Raw genomic sequence first — 23,634 nt, forward strand, 5'->3', positions numbered from 1 at the left:
AATGAGTATAGGTAAAGAAATATTATTCTTTTTTGGGGCTTTGGGCGCCTTTAACGGATTTATTCTGAGTCTGTATTTTCTATTTTTTACCAGAAAAAAATACCTTTCTAATCTTTTCCTAGGTGCACTTTTATTCGTTTTAAGCACCAGAATTGCAGTTACGGTTTTTGTTTATTTTAATATAGATTTACCTAAAATCTATCTTCAAATTGGACTTTCGGCTTGTTTGTTAATTGGGCCGTTTTTGTATTATGTTCTAAAATCAGGAATCAGCAATCGTATTTCTTCACAATGGAAATGGCATTTAACAATTTGGATTTTTTCAATTTTGACAATTGGTTTTGTGTTTCCTTATCAAAATTATCCCGTTTTATGGAATGATTATTTTGCAGCCTTAATTTTCTTGCAATGGTTTTGTTATCTTTTTATTTCTGGTTTTGAAATCCGGAAATTGCTTCAAAAAACAATTAGTAATTACAGCAGCTCTAATCCGGCAGAAAGATGGTTTGGAATCATTTTCCTGGGAAATGCCTCAATATTTATCTCGTACTTTTTAGGATTTGCCAGAGTGCCTTTTGTGTCCTGTATTACCGGAGCACTTGCTTTTACTTTTATTTTATACCTCATAATTCTAGTGCTTTTATACAGAAAAAGAACAGATGATTTGTTTCTGCTCAACGTTGAAAAAGATAAAAAGCTGAACAATGAAGAAGCTTTAATTTTATCTCAAAAGCTTGAAAAAATTATGATAGAAAAAGCCTTGTATAAAAATCCGAATTTGAGTTTAAAAGATGTATCAGCAGAAATTAATATATCCAGCCATCAGCTGTCTCAGTTTTTAAATAACAATCTCGGCAAGAACTTTACAAGTTTCGTAAATGAATTCAGAATCCATAATGCCTGCGAAATTATTACTTCAAATGATAAACTGACATTAGAATCTGTTGGTTATGATGTTGGGTTTAATTCAAAATCAACCTTTTTTGCCGCGTTTAAAAAACATACGGGAACCACACCTTTAAATTACCAAATTCAGGCTTTACAGCCTTAAAACAGAGTATCGATTTATAAATCCGTACTCCTGATTTCATTTTCTAAAACCTTATTGACAGATTTTCAGATGACTTTTGTTTCAAATAAAGTCAAACCGCTAATCGTTAAAGTTTATGAAATTAATTATTGTTGTTATTATTTCTATTTATTGCCTCATTTTTTCATCAATCGAAGTAAAAGCACAAGCTGTAAAAAATAATCGGGATAAATCTTATGTTGATGAGGATAAACTAATAGAAAAAACAACATTCTCAACACCTGTTCCGGATTCTATAGTCAAGGATCAAGATCATAATCAGCTAAATGAAGTTGTGGTAAAAAGCAATCCTTCATTAGTAAAGTATGGCGCAAACGGAACAATCAATGTTAACGTAACAGGAACTGTTCTCGCGACGAGCAGTTCTGTAAACGAATTGTTAGGAAGGGTTCCAAATGTTGTAGTTGCCGAAGGACAGATAAGCGTTTTGGGAAAAGGAGAAGCAATTATTTACTTAAACGGAATTTTGATTAATTACGAACGATTTGCAGCTATTCCGGTTTCACAAATTGCTAGAATAGAAGTCATTTCAAACCCATCGTCAAAATACGATGCCGAAGGAAAAGCAGTGGTTAATATCATTACCAGGCAAAATATAGAAAGCGGTATGATGGGATCGGCAAGCCAGCATGTTACCGTCTCAAAATTTGCCGGAACAAGTACAAATACACTAGTCGATTTTAATTATACCAAAGGGAAATTTTCGTTTATAACCAATTACGGACTTCAATTGGGGAAAGGACGTGAATTATTGTATACCACCAGAACACGCCCGAATCCTGATGTCTATATGCAGTCTGTTTTGACAACCGACTGGCTTCGAGAGTTTAATAATTACTCTAATTTTGGATTTGGACTTCAATACACTTTTTCTGAAAAAAGTTACATCTCGCTTGCCTATAGCGGTAATATTGAAGATTTAGGCGGAGCAGTAGAAAGCCGGAACTCCATTACCAATAATTCAGGAAATAGTTTTTATGCCACGGATATTGCTAAAAATGATGTTCTGTTGAATCAATTTATAAATCTGAATTATAACTTAATTACAGATTCAAAAGGATCGTCGTTATTTATTGGAACTCAATATTCAAATTATAACGGAACGGTAAGAGATTTTATTGAAGAAAATAGTGTAGTAGAAGAAGCAGACGGTAGAAGATATCTGAAAAATGATGTTGGAAATACGATTAATATAACGGCAGTACAAGCTGATTATTCAAAGAAAATAAGCGACAATACTAAATTAGAATTAGGTGCAAAATTTAGTTATGCATCTATAAAATCAGGAACGGATTTTTTTATTGCCAATGCTGATGCGGTTGATTTTGAGTTAGATGATAATCTTTCGAGTGATTTTACATACAATGAAAAAATTATGGCCGCGTATTTTAATTATGCAGGCAGTTTGGGAGAAAAAGTTGATTTTTCTGCAGGAGCAAGGGCAGAAAGAACAAATTATGATTTATACACGAATGCAAACGGAGTTCAGGAATTTGGTAAAAACTACGCAAACTTTTTTCCAAACCTGCTTTTGAATTTTAATTTTTCAGAAGACTGGAAAGCTCATTTTTCTTATGTTTCAAGAATAACAAGACCAAGATATCAGGCATTAAATCCGTTTGTTATGTATCAGGATCCGTTTACAACTATTGAAGGAAATCCAAATTTACTTCCAGAAAAAGTACACGCTTTTGAAATAGGAACGATGTATAAAAAGTTTGATTTTAAAATTGGCTATACCTATAAAATCGATCCAATTTCTGGTGCCGCATTGCAGGGAGATACACCAAACAGTTATATTTTGAGATCTTTAAATCTTCAAAAAGGACATACTTTTTTCAGTTCGCTTTCAAGATCGTTTAATGTCAAATGGTGGAGTTCTACAAATACAATAAGTATGAATTTAACTAAATCAGTAGATGATTTTTATTTGTTTGAGATGAGCCCTGTAAAACCTCAAATTTATTTGTACTCAAATAATACCTTTACAATTCCGAAGCTTTTTAAGATTCAGCTTTTGGCCTGGTATTTAGGCGACAGAAGTTACGGACTCGGAAGTGATAACAGCCGTTCGACAGTAACATTAGGAATTGAAAGAAACTTTTTTGAAGATGCCTTGAAACTCAATTTTACGGCCAACGATATTTTTCATGATTTTATGGTTTCCGGTAATTATGAAGTGGGGCAAACTCAAATTTATTATCATAGAACATACACCACAAATTATTTTAAACTGATCGCAGCGTACAGTTTTGGAAACTCAAAAAAGACAACTTACAAGAAAACTGAAATTGAGCAGACCGAGAATAATAGGGCGAGGTAAAAACTAAAAAAGGCTTCACTTAATTAGTGAAGCCTTTTTGAAATATGCTTGAATTGAAATAATTACCTCTTATAAACAAGATCAGTTTAGTTCTTTAGTTACAATCTGCATTGTTTCACGGCTTACTTGTTTCAATAAAACTTCTTTGTTTTTTTCAACCGTTTCTGCAGCTTGTTCTGTAAAGTGGCGAATGGTGTAAAGAGTTACATTTTCGCTGTATTCTACTTTGAATTTTTTCGAAAGAATCGCATTCAAATCATTAAAGTTTCCAAATTTATCTTCAACGCATACAGAAAAACTAATTGCAGAGTTCTGAATCAGGTTTACTTTGATTTTGAATTCGTGGAATAATCCAAAAATCTCACTGATGTTTTCTTCCATAATGAAAGAGAAATCAATTGAAGAAAGCGAAATTAAAAGCTGCTCTCTTTTTACGATAAAACATGGATATTGCGGTTCTAAATCAACACCTTTAGAAACACAAGTTCCTTTTAATAGCGGGTTAATGAATGATTTTACGTATAAAGGGATTTCTTTTTTCTGTAACGGCTGTAATGTTTTTGGGTGAATAACCGTTGCTCCGTAAAACGCCAATTCGATAGCCTCACGATATGAAATTTGGTTTAACAGACTTGCATTTTCAAAATAACGCGGGTCAGCATTCATAACTCCCGGAACGTCTTTCCAGATTGTTACACTTTCGGCATTTAAGCAGTAAGCAAAAATTCCGGCAGTATAATCAGAACCTTCACGGCCAAGAGTTGTTGTAAAGTTGTTTTCATCGGCACCAAGGAAACCTTGAGTGATATTTAATTGTTTTCTTGGAACATTTTTGCTGATGTTTTGTTCTGTGGTTTCCCAGTCTACTTCGGCATCTCGGTAATTTGCATTAGTTTTAATGAAATTACGAACGTCAAGCCATTGCGTTTGAATTCCCATGAAATTCATGAAATGACTTAAGATATTTGTAGAAATTAATTCTCCAAAACTTACTACCTGATCGTAAACGAAGTTGTAGTTTGGAGATTTGTTATGAGCCAGGAAGTATTCTAATTCTGCAAATTGAGCATTTACAGCTGCAAAAACTTCATGTTTCTCATCTTTAAATAAATCTAATACGATTTGAAAGTGATAATTTTTTATTTCCTGTACGGATGAATTCAGTTCTTCTGATTTTTCAAAATAATTCTTGATTACAACCTCAAGAGCATTTGTGGTTTTCCCCATTGCCGAAACAACCAAAATCACATCTTCATAACCCACTTTTTGTAAAACGTCGTATACGTTTTTAATTCCTTCAGCATCTTTTACCGATGCACCACCAAATTTAAATACTCTCATTTTTAATTTTAGATTTTTAATTTCAGATTTCAGATTCAAATTGAAATCTAGTATTTTGTTTTTTCTGCCACAGATTATTAGGATTAAAATGATTTTATAATCTGTGTCGGTTTGCCGCGAATCGCACAAATTTTCACTAATTAATTTGTGCTAATTTGTGGAATTTATGGCAAAAATTATAATTTTTCTAAGAACGAATTAATTCCTGTTTCATCCATTTGAACAACTCTCCATTCGTCAAGAATTTTTGCTCCGGAATTCTCGTAGAATTTTACTGCAGGAGTATTCCAGTCAAGAACATTCCATTCTACTCTTCGCACATTGTCTCTTTTTCCCTGTTTCATAATTTCAGAATACAATGCAGAACCTAAACCAGTGCCGCGCATCTTTTCTTTTACAATTAAATCTTCAAGGTGTATGGTTTTTCCTTTCCAGGTAGAGTAGCGGTAGTAGTATAAAGCAATACCCACTATTTCTTTTCCGCCTTTATTTTCTTCTGAATCAATCTCTGCTACAAAAACCTGAAAAAGAGGTTTTTCTCCAAATCCGTCACGAACTAAATCTTCCTCTGTAATAACTACAGCATCAGGTTCTTTTTCGAATATTGCCAGCTCCTGAATTAATCCCAAAACCGATTTCATGTCTTCGGGATTTCCTTTTCTAATATTCATTTATTCGTATAATTAAGTGTTTATTAGCTAAAAAAGCATTTATTTCTAAGGTACTTTTTGCTATTAATTAGCAAATATACAATAGTAGCAAACTAACAAAATAATTTTTAAATCATTCTCACAAAATAAGCGATATTTGTGACTTAAAATTAAAACTATAACGTTATAGCAATGGAAGAACGCAATAAAACACTGGGAGAGTTTATTATTGAGAACCAAAAAGCATTTCAGTATTCGTCGGGAGAACTTTCCCGAATTATCAACTCTATACGTTTGGCGGCAAAGGTCGTAAACTATAAAGTTAACAAAGCAGGTTTAGTGGATATTATTGGCGCCGCAGGCGAACAGAATATTCAGGGAGAAGACCAGCAAAAATTAGATGTCTATGCAAACGAAGTATTTATCCAGACGTTAATAAACCGTGAGATTGTCTGTGGTATTGCTTCTGAAGAAAACGACGATTTTATAACAGTTCAGGGGAGCGACAACTGTCATAATAATAAGTACGTGATCTTAATGGATCCGCTAGACGGGTCTTCAAACATTGATGTAAATGTTTCTGTGGGAACTATTTTTTCTGTTTTTAGAAGAATTACTCCAATAGGAACTCCGGTAACCAGCGAGGATTTTTTACAACCGGGAATCAATCAAGTTGCAGCAGGCTATGTAATTTATGGAACTTCGACCATGTTAGTATACACAACCGGTTTTGGAGTAAATGGTTTTACATTAAATCCGGCGATTGGTACATTTTACCTTTCGCATCCAAACATGAAGTTTCCTGAAAACGGGAACATCTATTCAGTAAACGAAGGAAATTATGTTCATTTTCCGCAGGGAGTAAAAAATTACATTAAGTATTGCCAGCGTGAAGAAGAAGACAGACCTTACACTTCCAGATACATAGGAAGTCTGGTAGCCGATTTTCACCGAAATATGATAAAAGGCGGTATTTATATTTATCCAACAAGTTCAAAAGCACCAAAAGGTAAATTACGTTTGTTATACGAATGTAATCCAATGGCATTTATAGCAGAACAAGCCGGAGGAAAAGCAACAGACGGTTTTGGCCGTATTATGGAAATCCAGCCGACAGAACTGCACCAGAGAGTTCCTTTTTTCTGCGGAAGCAAAAGTATGGTAGAAAAAGCTGAGGAGTTTATGGCTGCTGAATAAATATTCAGTCTCAGTTTACAGTGATCAGTTTTTAGTCGCAGTATTCAGTCTGAACTCTAAATAGCAAACCCGACAGGTTTTAAAAACCTGTCGGGTTTATTTTTTGGTTTCAATTAAATTTTCAATTTTCGTTGTAGCACTGTAAACTGAGACTGAAAACTATTTATTCATATTCTCCATTTCAAAAAGGAAAGTATCTAAATCTACTTTTTTATCGATTAGAGACAATGCTTTTGAAACAATATAATTTACGTTTCCTGGAGTAAATCCTAGGGCTAATCCCATACGGTTTAACATAACTTCCTGCTGATCTCCTAAGTGGTGGTCTACGTGAACCATTCTTGCTAAATCATATAAACGTTCTAAACGCTGTGTGTATAAATAAGGCGGGTTTATTGGATGTTTCCACGGATCTTTAAGGATCTCTTTATATTCGTCTTCTGAAATTTGTAATGTCGAAGCAATTTTGTCTAAAAATTCCTGTTCTTCCGGGCTTATTTTACCGTCAGCAAATGCTACGCGCACAATTGCAGAGAAATGACCTCTGTTTCTTTGTTTGAATTCGTTATCAAATAATTCTGAAAATGGCATAATTAATAAGTTTTTATTGAACAAATATAGACCTATTTTTAAATTATTGATTTTAAATTTCTCATAAAATTTAACTTATTTTTATTGCAGGATTTAAATAGGTAAATCCTTAAGTTTGAAAATTAATCGTAAGTTTACAACCCCTAATTATTTAAATTATAGATTACCTATGTCACAATTTTGGATTTATTTTCAAATAGGATTAAAGCATGTTTTAGATATCAATGCCTACGATCATGTTCTTTTTTTAATTGCCTTAACTGTTCCGTATTTATTTAAAGACTGGAAAAGAATTTTTCTGCTTGTTTCTTTATTTACAATTGGTCATACGCTGGCTTTAATTCTTTCTGTTTACGGAATAATTGCGATAAAAGTTAATATTGTAGAGTTTTTAATTCCAATTACTATTTTGGTAACCGCTCTTTATCATTTATTTACAGCAGGAAAGACTTCAAAAAATGATGGTATAAATCTGGTATTTTTCATAACTTTATTCTTTGGTATTATACATGGTTTAGGTTTCTCTAATTATTTCAAAACCATATTAGGAGGCAGTGCGACTTCAAAATTATTACCTTTGGGAGAGTTTGCCTTAGGGATCGAAGCAGCTCAGTTAGTAGTAGTTTTTGTTGTCTTGGTAATATCATATATAGTGCAGACGGTTTTTCGTTTTTCAAAACGCGACTGGGCACTTGTAATGTCGGCTTTTATTATTGGAGTTGTGATTCCAATGATTATAGAAAGTCCGATTTGGAACAGATAAAATAAATGGAAGTAAAAAAATTAAATAAATACGATAAAGCTTATCTGCGAATTGCTAAAGAATGGAGCCTTTTATCGTATTGTAAGCGTAAGCAGGTTGGCGCGATTATCGTAAAAGACAGAATGATTATTTCTGACGGATACAACGGAACGCCTTCCGGATTTGAAAATTGCTGCGAAGACGAAGACGGCTTAACCCGCTGGGATGTTTTGCACGCCGAGGCAAATGCAATTCTAAAAGTTGCCAGATCGACACAATCGTGTGAAGGAGCAACCCTCTATATCACGCTTTCGCCTTGCAAAGAATGCAGTAAACTAATACATCAGTCAGGAATAAAAAGAGTGGTGTATAAAGACGGATATCGTGATGATTCCGGAATTCAATTTTTAATAAAAGCGGGTGTCGAAGTCGAACATATTCCTGTTTTAGAAGAATAATGAAATTTAATCCCAAATATCTGCCAATTGTTATTGGAGCAACATTTGCTCTGGGAACTGTGATAGGAAGTTTAACAAACGGTCCTGCAGATGATCAGCTTTTGGCTAAAAATTACTCCAAAACAAAGCTGAATAAACTAATTGATTTTATCAATACTGAGTATGTTGACAGTGTCAATACTGATTCGATTGTAAATCTTACCGTCGATAATATTCTCTCAAAATTAGATCCGCATTCTGTTTACATTCCGCCAAGCGAACAAGCTGAGGTTGCCGAAAGCATGAAAGGTGATTTCGTTGGAATCGGAATTAACTTCTATATGTACAAAGATTCTGTTGCGATTATAAAACCAGTCGAAAACGGACCTTCTGCAAAAGCAGGATTAAAATCCGGAGACCGAATTTTATACGCAGGAAAAACCAAATTATACGGAAGAAGACTGCCTTCGGATAGTTTGTTCTCAAAATTAAAAGGAATTAAAGGTTCTGAAATCGAACTGACTGTTTTTAGAAAATCAGAACAAAAGAAACTGAAGTTTAAAATTAAAAGAGATGTTATTCCAATAAAAAGCGTTGATGCTTCTATATTAATTGGAAATAATACAGGTTATATCAAAATCAATCGTTTTGCCGAAACTACTTTTAATGAATTCAAAACAGGTTTAGCACGATTAAAACAAAAAGGAATTCAGTCGCTCGTGATTGACCTTCGCGATAATGGCGGCGGTTATATGGAAGAAGCGATTGCTATTGCAGATGAATTCTTAAAAGACAAACAGCTGATTGTTTTTACCAAAAATAAAAACGGAACAACCGAAAAAACATACGCGACAAAAGCCGGAAGTTTTGAAACTGGAAAAGTATATGTTTTAATCAATGAAAATAGTGCTTCTGCTAGTGAAATTCTTGCCGGAGCCATTCAGGATAATGACCGTGGTACAATCGTAGGCCGTCGTTCTTTCGGAAAAGGTTTGGTACAGCGCGAAATGGATTTTAACGATGGATCAGCAGTTCGTTTAACGGTTGCGAGATATTATACGCCAACGGGAAGATCAATCCAGAAACCGTATAAAAAAGGAAACGATGAATATTTTAAAGAATCTGAATCGCGAATCGCAACAGGCGAATTATACGCGAAAGACAGTATAAAAGTAGCGGATTCTTTAAAATTTAAAACTCCAAAAGGAAAAATCGTTTACGGTGGCGGCGGAATCGTTCCGGATATTTTTGTTCCGATGGAAGCTGAACATGGAAACGAAAATGTGGCCTATCTGCTTCAAACCGGCATCGTAGGACATTTTGTTTTTGAGGAACTGGATAAAGACCGCGATGCTTTTGCAGGACTTAAGTTTAATGAGTTCCTAGAAAAGATAAAATCATCTGATGTCTATTTTAAAAAGTTTAAAAACTACATTTATATGACTGGTTTAGATTTAAAACTGGATAAAACCAAAGCATTAGTAAATCGATACATAACAGCAGAATTTGCTCGTCAATTATATGGAGAAATATATTATTATGATGTTGTTTTAAAAGATGATGCCATGATAAAAGCGATCCTAAATCCAAAGAAATAAACTTTAATTTCTCATTTGATGGAAAAAAACTCAATTGTAACTGCCGAAATAGAACTTTTAACAGCAATTAGAAATTCTGATATTGCTGTTCTGGAAAAACTTCTTCATGATGATTTGCTTTTTAATATGCCAGATGGTCAAACCATTACAAAAGAGTTTGATTTGAATTCCTATCGTTCGGGAAAAATGAAAATCGATTCGCTCGAAGCGTCAGATCAAATTATTAATGTAATCGGTGATTCGGCTGTTGTTGCTGTTACAGTTTCGTTAAAAGGAACGTACGATAACAATCCAATAAATGGCGTTTTAAAATATATCAGAGTCTGGAAACAATTTGATGATAATTTAAAAGTTATTGCCGGAAGCTGTGTGCAGCTGGCATAAATATTGGAAAGAATAAATAATATAAACTTAAAATAAAACTTAGCGAACCCAGCGTAAACCTTTGCTAACTTCGCGGTTAAATTCAAAATATGAAAAATCTAAAAAAAATAAGTTTCCTTGTGCTTCTAATGGCTTTTGTAATTTCTTGCACCACTATGAAAAATAATGCGAATAGTGCAGTTTCAGGAAAAGTAGAATCGATTGAATCAGGAAAAGACGGTTATACGGCAAAAATTAATACAGATGCAAAAGAAGTGTATTTTGCGACCATCAGCATCGTAAATGTTGGCGGACCACAGAATTACAAACAATTAAAAATTGGAGATGTAGTTTCTTTAAAAGGAGAAATCTGGAAAACCGATGATGAAAATCATATTAAGGTAACACAGATAGTTTCGGTAAAATAAGAGAAACATAAAATATAAAAACCATTAAGAGATTAAGTTTATTAAGCTTTACAGCTTTTTTCTTAATCTCTTAATGGTTTTTATATGTTTGAATTTTATCGAATGCTGTCGTGTGAATGAGTCTGTACGCCGTTATTCCATAAAGTTAAAATGTCTGTAGCAACAGCAGCACCGCTTCCTGCAGCTATGGCCAATTGACTTCTCCAGCCGGCTAAAGTTCCAATAACATAAATGCCGTCAGCGACTTTATGATCTTCGTTTTTAAGCTGAATACGCTGTTTTTCCGGAAGTGCTTTTTTATGAGGTTCAACATACTGCATTAGACCTTCAATATCAAAAGTGTTAGCAGAACCAATTCCGACTACTATATTTTTTGTTTGGTACGAGTTTTTGTTAGTAACAACAGTAAACGAAGGAAAAGAGCCTTCAATTTTAATTACTTTCTCGTTTGCAATTTGTTCAATATGCGGGTAAGACGCTGCTAAATCCTGCACACTTTCTGTAAGTAGTTCAGAACCCAGTTTTCCCGGCGTTATTCCATAAGCATTGTAGAAAATTGCCTCTTGTAAAGAAGAGTTTTTCTGATGTGTAAAAATTCCGATTTTCTTGTCGGTAACAAAAGCTTTTTTATTTGCAGATCCTAAGACTAGGGCACAAGACATTCCAGATACGCCTCCGCCGATAATTAAAACGTCAAACATTATTATCTGCCGTTTGTTTTTTCTTCAATTCTTTTAGAAATTCTAAAAATCAAAAGAATCAATACGGCGCAAAAAGAAGCTGCGATTCCAATAAAAGCTACCATGCTGTCACCCTGAAAAGGATTTGAAAAGTCTAATAACGTAATATTAAAAACAATTAAAGCTAATGCTAAAAGCACTAAGATTGAAGTGAAGATTTTCATATTGGTTGTTTATTTTGTCTAAAAATATCAAAGTAAAACTTTAATAAAAAATGTCTTAAAGTTGTATTTTATAAATTTATTGGGGGTAAAAGTATAAAAATAATTGTTAGACAAACAAACCTTTAACATTAGCGGCGAATAATTTAACAGCAATAGCCAAAAGTATAACACCAAATGTCTTACGAACCACGCCAAGTCCGTTTTCTCCTAACAAATTTTCGATTTTTTTAGAAGACTTCAAAACGATATAAACCAATATAATATTCAATACAATAGCTGTAATAATATTAATGGTATGAAATTGTGAACGAAGCGAAAGTAAAGTTGTCATAGTTCCCGCTCCGGCAATTAAAGGAAAGGCCAGCGGTACAATAGAAGCAGAACCCGGTTCTTCGTCACGATAAATTCTAATTCCTAAAATCATTTCTAACGCCAGAAAGAACAATACAAATGAACCCGCAACAGCAAACGAATGCACGTCAATACCAATTAAGTTCAATAAGCCTTCTCCAACAAAAAGAAAAACAATCATAATAGCTCCGGCAACAATAGAAGCTTTTTCAGATTCGATGTGCCCGACTTTTGCTCTTAAGTTTACAATAATAGGAATTGAACCAACAATATCAATTACTGCAAAAAGCACCATACTTACTGTAATGATTTCTTTAAAATCGATTTCTAACATATCGCTTTGATTTTAAGGGTTTAAAAACTGCTGCAAAAGTAGATAATAAAGTTAGGTGTTTTTTCGATACGATGTATTTTTGTTATAAAAACATGTTTTATTGGTTAAAAAAGTGATATTTGTAACAATTGTGTAATTTAGATTGCTAAATCAAAGGCAACTTAGGAGATTTTTTTTGGATAGTATAAAAATTTTTCACGCAGATTTGGCGGATTTGAGCAGATTTTTAATTTTTCTTAATTATTTAATATGCCGTATGGAATAATTTTCGTCGTTTTTAAGATTTACCAAATAAAATAAATCTTTTTTTTATCTGCTTTTTCTGCTAAATCTGCGTGACAAAAAGAATGAAAATATATCTATTTTCTTTGACTATCTTTGCACTTTATAAATTAGAGTATTTTATATCATGTTTCAGTTAGGTAAAACTATTATTTCAGAAGACATTCTGGAAAAAGAATTTGTGTGCAACTTGTCTGCTTGTAAAGGAGCTTGTTGTGTTGATGGAGATGCGGGTGCGCCTTTAAATGAGGCTGAAACTAAAATCTTAGAAGAAATCTATCCGAAGGTAAAACCCTTTTTGCGAAAAGAGGGGATCGAAGCAATCGAAGCGCAGGGGACCTGGGTAACAGGAACCGACGGGGATCTTGAAACGCCACTTATTGATAATAAGGATTGTGCTTATGTGATTTTTGACGGCAAAACTGCGCTTTGTGGTATCGAACAAGCTTATAATGAAGGAATCGTAGATTGGAAAAAACCAGTTTCATGTCATTTATATCCAATTCGGGTAAAAGACTTCACAGAATTTGCTGCGGTTAATTATGACCGATGGGATATTTGTGACGATGCCTGTTCTTTAGGAAAAGAATTAGAAGTTCCGGTTTATAAATTTGTAAAAGAAGCACTGATCCGCCGTTTTGGAGAAGACTGGTATTTGGAGCTCGAAAAAGTAGCTGAAGAACTTAAAAATTCATAAAAAAAGTAGCCTTATTATTAGGCTTTTTTTGTGCTTTTTTTGACTCAAAAAAATAAAGTTTTGACTCAAAAAAAACTTTTTAAAAGTATTTAAAATTTCTTGCTTTTTATATTAAAAAGTCTATATTTTACAGGGCTTAAAGGTGTGATTGTTGGTTTTAAGCGTTTCATTTACAGTAAATTAATTATTGTATGAAAAATGTCTCAAAAATTTAACGTTGTTAAAAACTACGTCAGATTGTGAATAAGTTTGGCTTTTATTTTTGGCGTTAAATAACAATCTTTGTAGTCTATTGAATTAGCAAAAAATTCGGTATAAAAATTAAACAAAAATTGTCATGTCTCAAGTAGAACCAATCTTACAAGAAAACAAAAATCGTTTCGTTATTTTTCCTATCAAACATCATGATATTTGGGAATGGTATAAAAAAATGGAAGCTAGTTTCTGGACTGCTGAAGAAATCGATTTGCACCAGGATTTAACAGATTGGAACAACAAACTTAATGATGACGAAAGATATTTCATTAAACATATTTTAGCATTCTTTGCAGCTTCTGACGGAATCGTAAACGAAAATCTTGCTGAGAACTTTGTAAACGAAGTTCAATATGCTGAAGCGAAGTTTTTCTATGGTTTCCAAATTATGATGGAAAACATTCACAGTGAAACTTATTCTTTATTGATTGATACTTATGTGAAAGACGAAGCTGAGAAAACGGAATTGTTTAATGCTTTGGAAGTTTTTCCTGCGATTGCTAAAAAAGGAGAATGGGCTTTAAAATGGATCGAGTCAGATTCATTTGCTGAAAGACTTATTGCTTTTGCAGCAGTTGAAGGTATTTTCTTCTCTGGTGCCTTCTGTTCAATTTATTGGTTGAAAAAACGCGGCCTAATGCCAGGTTTAACATTCTCTAATGAATTGATTTCTCGTGATGAAGGCGTACATTGTGATTTTGCAGTTCACCTGCACAATCACCATTTGGTAAACAAAGTACCAAAAGAAAGAATCAAAGAAATTATTGTTGATGCATTGGATATCGAAAGACAGTTTGTAACTGAATCTCTTCCGGTAAGTTTAATTGGTATGAATGCTGGTTTAATGACACAGTATTTAGAGTTTGTTGCCGATAGGCTTTTGGTTGAATTAGGATGCGAACGTGTTTACGGATCAGCGAATCCATTTGATTTCATGGACATGATTTCTCTTCAGGGAAAAACTAATTTCTTTGAAAAACGTGTTGCAGAGTATCAAAAATCTGGTGTGATGAACACAGACAGCGATGCTCAGAAAATTTCATTTGATGCAGATTTTTAGACAACAAAAAATACTTTTAGTGTCTATCTTCTAGAGATACTAAAAAAGATTACAGATTATTTTTTTAAGGTTGAATCTCTTTCCCCAAGTCGCAGGTTCAATAGCAATTTTTGACGTATTTAAATTCGATTTTCGAATTTGAAACAGGTAACTATTGAGAATTTGGTAATTCTCTAAAATTAATTTAAAAACACGCAATGTTTAGGTGCTAGGATTCGTTTTCTAGTTACTTTCATTTTTTCAATAACTATAAAAGGTAAGCTTATGTATGTAGTAAAAAGAGATGGCCACAGAGAGCCCGTAATGTTTGATAAGATTACAGAAAGAATCAAAAAATTGTGCTACGGCTTGAACGAGCTTGTAGATCCGGTAAAGGTAGCGATGAGAGTTATCGAAGGATTGTATGATGGAGTTTCGACTTCTGAATTGGATAATCTTGCAGCAGAAACTGCAGCATCTATGACAATTGCCCATCCGGATTATGCACAATTAGCGGCGCGTGTGGCAATTTCAAATTTACACTCTAATACAAAAAAATCTTTCTCTGAAACGATGAAAGATATGTATAACTATGTAAACCCAAGAAACGGTCAGGATGCACCGTTAATTGCTGATGATGTTTACAAAGTGATTCAGGAAAATGCTGCCTTTTTAGATTCTCACATTATTTACACAAGAGATTTTAATTACGATTACTTTGGTTTCAAAACTTTAGAGCGTTCTTATCTTCTTAAAATAAACGGAAAAATCGTAGAGCGTCCGCAGCACATGTTAATGCGTGTTTCTGTTGGTATTCACTTAGACGATTTAAAATCGGTTATTGAAACTTACGATTTAATGTCTAAAAAGTTCTTTACACATGCAACGCCAACGTTGTTTAATGCAGGAACGCCAAAACCGCAGATGTCTTCTTGTTTCCTTTTAGCAATGCAGGATGATAGTATTGACGGAATTTACGATACATTAAAACAAACAGCAAAAATCTCGCAGTCAGCGGGAGGAATTGGACTTTCTATTCATAACGTTCGTGCAACAGGATCTTACATTCGCGGTACAAACGGAACTTCAAACGGAATTGTTCCGATGTTGAGAGTTTTCAACGATACAGCTCGTTATGTAGATCAAGGTGGTGGAAAACGTAAAGGAAGTTTTGCGATTTATATCGAAACCTGGCATGCTGATATCTTTGATTTCTTGGATTTAAAGAAAAATACAGGAAAAGAAGAAATGCGTGCGAGAGATTTATTTTTCGCTATGTGGACTTCAGATTTATTCATGAAACGTGTTCAGGAAGATTCAACTTGGACTTTAATGTGTCCTAACGAATGTCCGGGATTATATGATGTTTACGGAGATGAATTTGAAGCATTGTATACGGATTACGAATTTAGAGGTAAAGGAAGAAAAACAATCCGCGCTCGTGAGTTATGGGAGAAAATCCTTGAATCTCAAATCGAGACTGGAACGCCATATATGCTGTATAAAGATGCAGCAAATCGTAAATCGAACCACAAGAATTTAGGAACTATCCGTTCTTCTAACTTGTGTACAGAGATTATGGAGTTTACATCTAAAGACGAAATTGCAGTTTGTAACTTGGCTTCTATCTCATTACCAATGTTTATTGATAACGGAGAATTCGATCACCAAGCACTTTACAATGTTACAAAGCGTGTAACTCGTAACTTGAATAAAGTAATCGACAGAAACTACTACCCAGTAAAAGAAGCAGAAAACTCTAACATGCGTCACCGTCCAGTAGGTTTAGGTGTGCAAGGTTTAGCAGATGCTTTCATTATGCTGCGTATGCCGTTTACAAGTGATGAAGCTAAACAATTAAATCAGGAGATTTTCGAAACTTTATACTTCGCTGCTGTAACTGCTTCTATGGAAATGGCAAAAGAAGAAGGACCATATTCAACTTTTGAAGGTTCGCCAATGTCTAAAGGAGAATTCCAATACAATATGTGGGGAATGAAAGATGAAGAATTATCAGGCCGTTGGGACTGGGCTTCATTAAGAAAAGAAGTTGTAGAGCATGGAGTTCGTAACTCTTTGTTAGTGGCGCCAATGCCAACTGCATCGACTTCTCAGATTCTTGGAAACAACGAAGCTTTTGAACCCTATACATCAAACATTTACACACGTCGTGTATTGTCTGGAGAGTTCATCGTAGTAAACAAACACTTACTAGAAGATTTAGTAAAATTAGGTTTATGGAACGAAGACTTGAAACAAGAAATTATGCGTCATAACGGATCTGTTCAAAATATTGATAAGATTCCGCAAGACTTAAAAGATCTTTATAAAACAGTTTGGGAAATGTCGATGAAAGATATTATCGATATGTCTCGTCAAAGAGGATATTTTATTGACCAGTCTCAATCGTTGAACTTGTTCATGCAGGATGCTAACTATTCTAAACTAACGTCAATGCATTTCTACGCTTGGCAGTCAGGTTTAAAAACAGGAATGTATTACCTAAGAACAAAAGCGGCTGTAGATGCGATTAAATTCACATTAAACAACGATAAAAAAGAAGAAACAGCACCATCTTTAGTTCAGGAAACTGAAGCAATCAGCGTTGAGGATTACAAAGCGATGCTTTTAAAAGCACAAGCAGCAGATCCTGAGGATTGTGAAATGTGCGGGTCTTAATGATTTTAGATTTTAGAGTTTAGATCTGAGATTTTTAAATTGATATATAAAAAGCAGTTGTCGTAATGATAACTGCTTTTTTGTTATAGCTTTTTGTTCAAACATAGCCCGTGGTTTCAACCACGGGAACACAAAGTATTTCCCCAATCCGTTTCCCATGGTTGAAACCAGGCGGTATATGGATCATGATTGTTTAATATCTCTAAATTTCCAGTTGTAATTAGTGCCGAAGACTTTTTCAAAACTTAATGTCTTAGTAGCTCTAATGTTTAAAGAGCTATACCTGCAATTGTAAATCTCAAACCAGTTATATTGGCTTCATTTATTGTGTTAATAAATTTCTGTGTACAAAAATAAAATGAGCTAAATTTTTTGTCTCGAAAAAAATCTTTATTACCAATGTTTTCTAGTTTAAATCTTATAGTGCCATTTTTGAATGAATTAATAAGGTTTTCTTGTGAGAGTCCTTCATATTCAATAGTATTAACTGATTTAATTATATTAGCAACATAAAAGAAATTAATAAGCTCAGGAGTATTAATTTCTAAATATTCAATACTGTTTTCAGAGAGCTTTGTGAAAATGTCTTTACAGCTTTTTTCAATAATTAATACTCCTGGGTAGTAGCAACTAGCTTTGAAATCAGTTTTTCGTTTGTCAGTTTTCTTTCTCGGGTCTTTAAACAAAGTATAATCGCAAGGTTTCCATTCCTTAATTAAGGATGTGCCATCAGTACTTACTAATCCGTCGTCATTATGTGGTAGTAAAAACCTATAATTTTCATAATCAGAACCAATTTTATAAATATTCATTTTCCAAAGTTTTGTAATATTCATTTTGGTGTAAATTTAAATTTATTAGGGAGGAAAAAAAGGCCTTAGAAGGTTTTAGAATAATAAATTAAGACATTTTATCCATGTTTTAAAAGCAAATAAATTTCATTGTTAGGTTTCATTATAATATCCCCAAAAAACCTGCGTTCTAATTATTACCAAAGACTTTTCAAAACTCATCACTTAGTAACTAAGTATCTCAGAATCTTTTTAAAATTAAACCTTTAAAAGAAAGTCGAGTCTTATTGTAATAATTTCTGAACGATGAAAAAAAGCAGTCTTTGGTCCTTACGATTAGGTTTTTCAGGAAAACAAACTTCAAAAATTGAAAAACTCGGCTTAGAAAAATTTCTAAAGCAATCTTATAATTCAAAATTTGATACAACACTTCCAGACTTTATGCATGATCAGCCTAAAACCACTTTAGAGTTGAAACAAGTTCGGGAAATAATCAAAACTTCAGACCCCGAAACCAAAAAAGAAATTCAGAAAAAAGAAAATCAAGCAACTGCTGAATTCAAAAAATGGTGGATTGCTAAAATGCGCACCGATGAATTGCCGCTTCGCGAAAACATGGTTTGTTTTTGGCACAATCATTTTGTTTCCACTTCTCAAAAAGTAAAAATCAATTACTGGATTTATCAGCACAATATGATTTTGCGCGAAAATGCTTTTGGCAATTTTAAAGAATTAACCAAGCAGATTCTAAAATCGAATGCAATGGTTCGATATCTCGATAATGGCGATAATAAAAAAGGAAAAGTAAACGAAAACCTAAGCCGTGAATTACTCGAATTATTCACAATTGGAATTGGAAATTATACAGAAGATGATATAAAAAACGGTGCAAAAGCTTTGGCTGGTTTAAATGTTGGTGATGAAGGTGCCGTTTATAGAAAAAATATTGAAGACAACAGCGATAAAATTTACTTCGGGAAAACCGGAAACTGGAAAGCAGATGATTTAGTCGATATTATTTTCGAACAAAAAAACATTCCGTATCTCATTACGCGAAAAATTTTGAAATGGTTTATTTATGATAATCCGCCTGAAGATTTGGTGGTTTATTATGGAGATTATTTCCGAAAGCAAAAGTTTGAGATTGAACCTTTATTGACTAAAATTTTTACAGAAGAATTTAAAAAAGAGAATTCAGGGAATAAAATCAAAAATCCGCTGGTTTATATTTTACAGCTATGTGACGAATTGCAGATGGAAAATGTTAATGACGCCGCAATTATGGCGTTTATAAAACAGCAGGGAATGGATTTGTACAATCAGGTAAATGTAAAAGGCTGGGATGGCGGAAATTCCTGGCTCACTTCGCAGATTTATCTCCAAAGAAATAATACAGCCGATTTATTATGCAGTGGAAAAAGTCTGAATAGAAAAGTTCTGAAAACGATGATGAACGGAGTTGAAAAAGAAAAGTCAGAATATGAAAAAACTGCGGTAAAAGTCAATTTTGATTCAGAAGGAAATAACAAAACGATTATTTCTGAATTATCAGACCGGTTATTATTTGCCGTCAGTGATTCGGCTCAGAAAGACATGGAAAATCTTTTGAAATACGATTTTGATCCCAAAGATCCACACGCCGATTTTGCTGTAGTCAGACTTTTTAATTATATCACTAAACTTCCAGAATATCAATTAATCTAAAAAGCAGTAATCATGAACAGAAGAAATTTTCTAACACTGACAGGAACTTTTACAGGCGGATTACTTGTGCTTCCTGATTTTTTGCACGCTTTTGGTTCTCAGAACAATTTGATTGTAGGAGAACAATGTGTCGTTTTTGTACAGTTGAATGGCGGAAACGATGGTTTAAATACTTTTATTCCCTACGATGATCCGTTGTATTATGATTTACGAATCAAGATTGCTTTAAATAAAGATTTGGTTGTTGGTAAGAATAATGGAATGGCATTTCATCCTTCGTTAAAAGATTTTGCCCAAATGCAGCAAAACGGAGATTTAACCGTGATTCAAAACGTAGGTTATCCAGAACCAATTCGTTCGCATTTTAGAAGTCAGGAAATCTGGCAAACGGCAACCGATTCTAATAAATATAGGAATGAAGGCTGGCTCGGAAGATTTCTGGATTTGCAATGCAATGGACATCAAGCGACAGCCGGAATCAATTTGGATTCAATTGATAATTTAGCTTTAAAAGGAGTAGAGCCTAATTTTATAACCGTAAAAGATCCGGATCGTTTTAAAGTAAAATCAAAAGAAGAAAATGTGACTTTGTCTCAAAATCCGCATTTGGATTTTGTTCGAAAAATTGCCAATTCGGTTACCGAAGGTTCAGATGAAATTCAGAAAGCTTTAGCAAAATCAAAAACGGAAATCAGTTATCCGAAAACTGAATTATCGAAAAACCTGGAATGGATTGCTCGATTGATAAAAGGAAACCTAAACTCGAAAGTGTATTACACATCGCTCAACGGATTTGATACACATGATAATCAGCTTGCGATTCATGAACGAAAATTGACTGATTTAAATGATTCTTTATTCAGTTTTTATTCTGATTTAAAACAGTCACAATTATTACAAAATGTAACAGTTGTAGTTTTTTCCGAATTCGGGCGACGAGTAAAAGACAACGGCAACGGAACAGATCACGGAACTGCTGCACCAATGTTTATAATAGGAGGAAACAACAAAGGAACAATTTTAGGAAAAAATCCAAATCTGGCAGACTTAGATAATGGTGACTTGAAATACGAAATTGATTTTAGAAGTGTGTACGCTTCTTTATTAAAAGAAAAAATGAACTTCGATTATTCTAAAATTGGAATTGCAAATAAACCAGTTTCGGGATTGTTTTGATTAGAAGATAGTTGCGAATTCACGAATTTTATTTTTTAAAATCTGTGAAATTAGATTTAATTGTACAGAGATTTGCGCTAATTCGTGAATTCGTGGCGAAAAAAACTTAGCATCTCAGCAACTTAGAACCTCAGAACCTTATTATAAATATCTCATTTTAAGCCCATATTTTTATATTATCATACAAAACCTGCTAAATTTGTTAAGAAATCCTTTTTTGTTTCATAAAATGCAATCTTTTTTTTGGTGCACTAAAAATAATTTATACATTCGCAGAGAATTTAAAACAAAACACAAACAAAATGGCAAGTAACCGTTTTTATTTTAGCAACTCTTTTTATTTCTTCTTTAGTAGAAGTGAGGATTGTGCTATGGTTATTTGAGAAAAATTTTAAGACAAATAAAACTAATATACAATCCTGATGCAAATCAGGATTTTTTTTTGACTATATGACAACGAAAATTGCAATACAAGGTATTAAAGGATCATTTCATCATCAGGTTGTAAAAGAGTATTTCTCTGAAAATGTGGATATTGATGAATGCTTGTCTTTTGAAGAATTGATCGACAGCCTTATTGCCGGAAAATCTGATCAGGCTGTTATGGCGATCGAAAATTCAATTGCAGGGCCGATTATCCCGAATTATGCATTGATTGACAAGAACAATCTGCACATAATTGGAGAGCATTATTTAAACATTCAGCAGAATTTAATGGCTTTAAAAGGTCAGAAAATTGAAGATATAAAAGAAGTTCATTCGCACCCAATGGCACTTTTGCAGTGTATGGATTTCCTGAAACAATATCCAAATATCAAATTGATTGAGGATAAAGATACAGCAGAAACAGCTAGAAGAATTCAGGAAAAGCAGTTAACCGGAATTGCAGCGATTGCAAGTGTAACAGCTTCTGAAATGTACGATCTTGATATTATCGCGTCATCGATTCAAACGATTAAAAACAATATGACACGTTTCGTAATCATTAAAAAGCAAAATTCATTTTTGCCGGAAAGCGAAATCAACAGAGCGTCAATCAAATTTGAATTGGATCATAAAAGAGGAAGCTTAGCAGCGGTTTTAAATGTAATGAGCGACTGCAAACTGAATTTGACAAAAATCCAGTCGCTTCCAAAAATTGAAACGCCTTGGAAATATTCATTCTTTGTAGATGTAACATTTGAGAAATACGAAGATTTTGCAAAAGCCAAAGCATTATTAAATATAATGGCAGAATATTTTAAAGTATTGGGAGAATATAAAAACACCAGACCTTAAGTCTTAAAGTTGATTTTAGATTGAAGATTAACGAAATAAGATTTTAGATTGTCAGGCTGAGCGAAGTCGAAGCCTACGTTCCAATTGGAAAGCCCTTCGACTTCGCTCAGGGTGACAGATCAAAAAAGAAAAAGCATAGAGCCTAAGGCTTAAAGCATATAGCAAAAATTAAAAAAAATGATTACAACAGCAAAACGATTAGACACAGTTGAAGAATACTACTTCTCATCAAAACTGAGAGAAGTGAGACAGCTGATGTCTGAAGGAAAATCGATCATCAATATGGGAATTGGAAGCCCTGATTTGAGCCCGTCAAAAGCAGTAATTGAAGCAGTCGCTGCCGCAATTCAAGACGAAAACGGGCATGGTTATCAAAGCTATCAGGGATTACCAGAAATGAGGCAGGCGATGGCAGATTTTTATCGTGATCAGTTTGGTGTTGAAGTGAATCCAAATAATGAGATTTTACCTCTTATGGGTTCGAAAGAAGGAATTATGCACATTTCGTTAGCATTTTTAAATGAAGGCGATCACGTTTTAATTCCAAATCCAGGTTATCCAACTTATACTTCGGTAACCAATTTGGTTCAGGCAATTCCGGTTTATTATGATTTAAAAGAAGAAAACGGATGGGAACCAGATTTCGAAGCTTTAGAAAAATTAGAGTTGGAGAAAGTAAAAATTATGTGGCTGGGTTATCCGCACATGCCGACAGGAGCTAGAGGAAGTTTAGCGTTATTTGAAAAATTGGTTGCTTTTGCTAAAAAACACAACATATTATTGATTAATGATAATCCGTATAGTTTTGTTTTGAATGATAATCCGATGAGTTTATTGCAGGTTGAAGGTGCGAAAGAGGTGGCTTTAGAATTGAATTCACTAAGTAAAACGTTCAACATGGCTGGTTGGAGAGTCGGAATGGTTTTAGGAAATGCTGAAATTATCGATGCGGTTCTAAAAGTAAAAAGCAACATGGACAGCGGGATGTATTACGGAATCCAAAAAGGCGCTATTGCAGCTTTAAAATGTGATAAATCCTGGTTTGAAGACCAAAACAAAATTTACAGACGCCGTAGAGAATTAACAGAAAAATTAGCTGAAAAGTTAAACTGTAAAGTATATAAAGAAGGAGTTGGACTTTTTGTCTGGGCGAAATTGCCAGAAGGAATTGAATCAGCAGAAAAGTTCATTGACGAAATATTATATGAGAAACATATTTTCATTACACCGGGAACCATTTTTGGAAGCAATGGTGAAGGATATATCAGATTCTCATTGTGTGTGAAAGAAGAAAAAGTACAAGAAGCGATTGATCGATTTTAGAAGTCATTGCGAGGAACGAAGCAATCACATTTGCTGAGTCAATTGTTAGTGAGGTGGCGCC

22 protein-coding genes are annotated in these 23,634 nt (G+C 33.7%); 15 read left to right on the forward strand and 7 right to left on the reverse strand.

All coding sequences use genetic code 11. From position 1 onward, the window contains the following. Position 1 precedes the first annotated feature (1 nt). Positions 2–1,051, forward strand: a complete 1,050-nt coding sequence (locus ACTJIW_RS10655) for a helix-turn-helix domain-containing protein (protein ID WP_440716103.1) — start codon at positions 2–4, stop codon at positions 1,049–1,051. Positions 1,052–1,166: 115 nt separating this feature from the next. Then, complete coding sequence (locus ACTJIW_RS10660) at positions 1,167–3,413, forward strand: TonB-dependent receptor domain-containing protein (protein WP_440716102.1); 2,247 nt, start codon at positions 1,167–1,169, stop codon at positions 3,411–3,413. Positions 3,414–3,494: 81 nt separating this feature from the next. Here the strand turns inward: ACTJIW_RS10660 and ACTJIW_RS10665 are convergent, their stop codons facing one another. Both ACTJIW_RS10665 and ACTJIW_RS10670 read right to left on the reverse strand, forming a co-directional pair. Continuing rightward, positions 3,495–4,754: an aspartate kinase gene (locus ACTJIW_RS10665; RefSeq protein ID WP_073410671.1), complete on the reverse strand. Its 1,260-nt coding sequence runs from the start codon at positions 4,752–4,754 to the stop codon at positions 3,495–3,497. 176 nt (positions 4,755–4,930) lie between these two features. Next, a complete protein-coding gene (locus ACTJIW_RS10670) occupies positions 4,931–5,425 on the reverse strand; it encodes an N-acetyltransferase family protein (RefSeq protein WP_440716101.1) in 495 nt (164 codons plus the stop codon). A gap of 171 nt (positions 5,426–5,596) precedes the next feature. Here ACTJIW_RS10670 and fbp point away from each other — a divergent pair, with 171 nt between their 5' ends. Further along, a complete protein-coding gene (fbp, locus tag ACTJIW_RS10675) occupies positions 5,597–6,601 on the forward strand; it encodes a class 1 fructose-bisphosphatase (protein WP_073410593.1) in 1,005 nt (334 codons plus the stop codon). A gap of 159 nt (positions 6,602–6,760) precedes the next feature. Here the strand turns inward: fbp and ACTJIW_RS10680 are convergent, their stop codons facing one another. Beyond that, a complete protein-coding gene (locus tag ACTJIW_RS10680; protein ID WP_012022623.1) occupies positions 6,761–7,192 on the reverse strand; it encodes a TerB family tellurite resistance protein in 432 nt (143 codons plus the stop codon). A 169-nt stretch (positions 7,193–7,361) separates the two neighbouring features. Between ACTJIW_RS10680 and ACTJIW_RS10685 the strand changes: the two genes are divergently transcribed. The 5 genes from ACTJIW_RS10685 to ACTJIW_RS10705 all read left to right on the forward strand — a co-directional run bounded on the left by ACTJIW_RS10685 (position 7,362) and on the right by ACTJIW_RS10705 (position 10,760). After that, positions 7,362–7,955 carry a HupE/UreJ family protein gene (locus ACTJIW_RS10685; protein WP_012022622.1) on the forward strand — a complete coding sequence of 198 codons (594 nt, stop codon included), beginning with the start codon at positions 7,362–7,364 and terminating at the stop codon, positions 7,953–7,955. A 5-nt stretch (positions 7,956–7,960) separates the two neighbouring features. Beyond that, the gene (locus ACTJIW_RS10690) at positions 7,961–8,392 is read left to right on the forward strand and encodes a deoxycytidylate deaminase (RefSeq protein WP_012022621.1); all 432 of its coding nucleotides are present in this window, start codon (positions 7,961–7,963) and stop codon (positions 8,390–8,392) included. Next, entirely contained in the window at positions 8,392–9,969 is a 1,578-nt protein-coding gene (locus ACTJIW_RS10695) for a S41 family peptidase (RefSeq protein ID WP_440716100.1), read from the forward strand. The genes ACTJIW_RS10690 and ACTJIW_RS10695 overlap by 1 nt, the downstream gene beginning before the upstream one ends. Positions 9,970–9,987: 18 nt before the next feature. Beyond that, positions 9,988–10,353 carry a nuclear transport factor 2 family protein gene (locus ACTJIW_RS10700; protein ID WP_149206149.1) on the forward strand — a complete coding sequence of 122 codons (366 nt, stop codon included), beginning with the start codon at positions 9,988–9,990 and terminating at the stop codon, positions 10,351–10,353. A gap of 89 nt (positions 10,354–10,442) precedes the next feature. Further along, positions 10,443–10,760 carry a hypothetical protein gene (locus ACTJIW_RS10705; protein ID WP_440716099.1) on the forward strand — a complete coding sequence of 106 codons (318 nt, stop codon included), beginning with the start codon at positions 10,443–10,445 and terminating at the stop codon, positions 10,758–10,760. Between the two features lie 95 nt (positions 10,761–10,855). On the opposite strand, the gene ACTJIW_RS10710 is transcribed toward ACTJIW_RS10705, so the two are convergent. The 3 genes from ACTJIW_RS10710 to ACTJIW_RS10720 form a co-directional block, all read right to left on the reverse strand. Next, entirely contained in the window at positions 10,856–11,461 is a 606-nt protein-coding gene (locus ACTJIW_RS10710; protein ID WP_121360003.1) for an FAD-dependent oxidoreductase, read from the reverse strand. A gap of 2 nt (positions 11,462–11,463) precedes the next feature. Beyond that, positions 11,464–11,664 (reverse strand): hypothetical protein, encoded by a 201-nt coding sequence (locus tag ACTJIW_RS10715; RefSeq protein ID WP_012022616.1) that lies wholly within the window; start codon positions 11,662–11,664, stop codon positions 11,464–11,466. Positions 11,665–11,770: 106 nt separating this feature from the next. Further along, positions 11,771–12,349, reverse strand: coding sequence for a MarC family protein (locus ACTJIW_RS10720; RefSeq protein ID WP_012022615.1), 579 nt, complete (start codon positions 12,347–12,349; stop codon positions 11,771–11,773). A gap of 409 nt (positions 12,350–12,758) precedes the next feature. On the opposite strand from ACTJIW_RS10720, the gene ACTJIW_RS10725 reads away from it, so the two are divergent. The 3 genes from ACTJIW_RS10725 (at position 12,759) to ACTJIW_RS10735 (ending at position 17,301) form a co-directional block, all read left to right on the forward strand. Then, positions 12,759–13,328, forward strand: coding sequence for a DUF3109 family protein (locus tag ACTJIW_RS10725; RefSeq protein ID WP_012022614.1), 570 nt, complete (start codon positions 12,759–12,761; stop codon positions 13,326–13,328). Positions 13,329–13,665: 337 nt separating this feature from the next. Then, a complete protein-coding gene (locus ACTJIW_RS10730) occupies positions 13,666–14,643 on the forward strand; it encodes a ribonucleotide-diphosphate reductase subunit beta (protein WP_012022613.1) in 978 nt (325 codons plus the stop codon). Between the two features lie 264 nt (positions 14,644–14,907). Further along, complete coding sequence (locus tag ACTJIW_RS10735) at positions 14,908–17,301, forward strand: ribonucleoside-diphosphate reductase subunit alpha (protein ID WP_440716098.1); 2,394 nt, start codon at positions 14,908–14,910, stop codon at positions 17,299–17,301. Between the two features lie 269 nt (positions 17,302–17,570). On the opposite strand, the gene ACTJIW_RS10740 is transcribed toward ACTJIW_RS10735, so the two are convergent. Beyond that, positions 17,571–18,137 (reverse strand): imm11 family protein, encoded by a 567-nt coding sequence (locus ACTJIW_RS10740; RefSeq protein WP_012022611.1) that lies wholly within the window; start codon positions 18,135–18,137, stop codon positions 17,571–17,573. Between the two features lie 261 nt (positions 18,138–18,398). On the opposite strand from ACTJIW_RS10740, the gene ACTJIW_RS10745 reads away from it, so the two are divergent. The 4 genes from ACTJIW_RS10745 (at position 18,399) to ACTJIW_RS10760 (ending at position 23,573) form a co-directional block, all read left to right on the forward strand. After that, complete coding sequence (locus tag ACTJIW_RS10745; protein ID WP_440716097.1) at positions 18,399–19,796, forward strand: DUF1800 domain-containing protein; 1,398 nt, start codon at positions 18,399–18,401, stop codon at positions 19,794–19,796. 12 nt (positions 19,797–19,808) lie between these two features. Further along, positions 19,809–20,972, forward strand: a complete 1,164-nt coding sequence (locus ACTJIW_RS10750) for a DUF1501 domain-containing protein (protein WP_440716096.1) — start codon at positions 19,809–19,811, stop codon at positions 20,970–20,972. Between the two features lie 450 nt (positions 20,973–21,422). Continuing rightward, positions 21,423–22,250, forward strand: coding sequence for a prephenate dehydratase (locus tag ACTJIW_RS10755; RefSeq protein WP_012022608.1), 828 nt, complete (start codon positions 21,423–21,425; stop codon positions 22,248–22,250). A gap of 177 nt (positions 22,251–22,427) precedes the next feature. Continuing rightward, entirely contained in the window at positions 22,428–23,573 is a 1,146-nt protein-coding gene (locus tag ACTJIW_RS10760; protein ID WP_440716095.1) for a pyridoxal phosphate-dependent aminotransferase, read from the forward strand. The last annotated feature ends 61 nt before the right edge of the window (positions 23,574–23,634 follow it).

The sequence above is a fragment of the Flavobacterium sp. 22659 genome, assembly GCF_052044235.1.
GTDB classification, from domain to species: domain Bacteria; phylum Bacteroidota; class Bacteroidia; order Flavobacteriales; family Flavobacteriaceae; genus Flavobacterium; species Flavobacterium johnsoniae.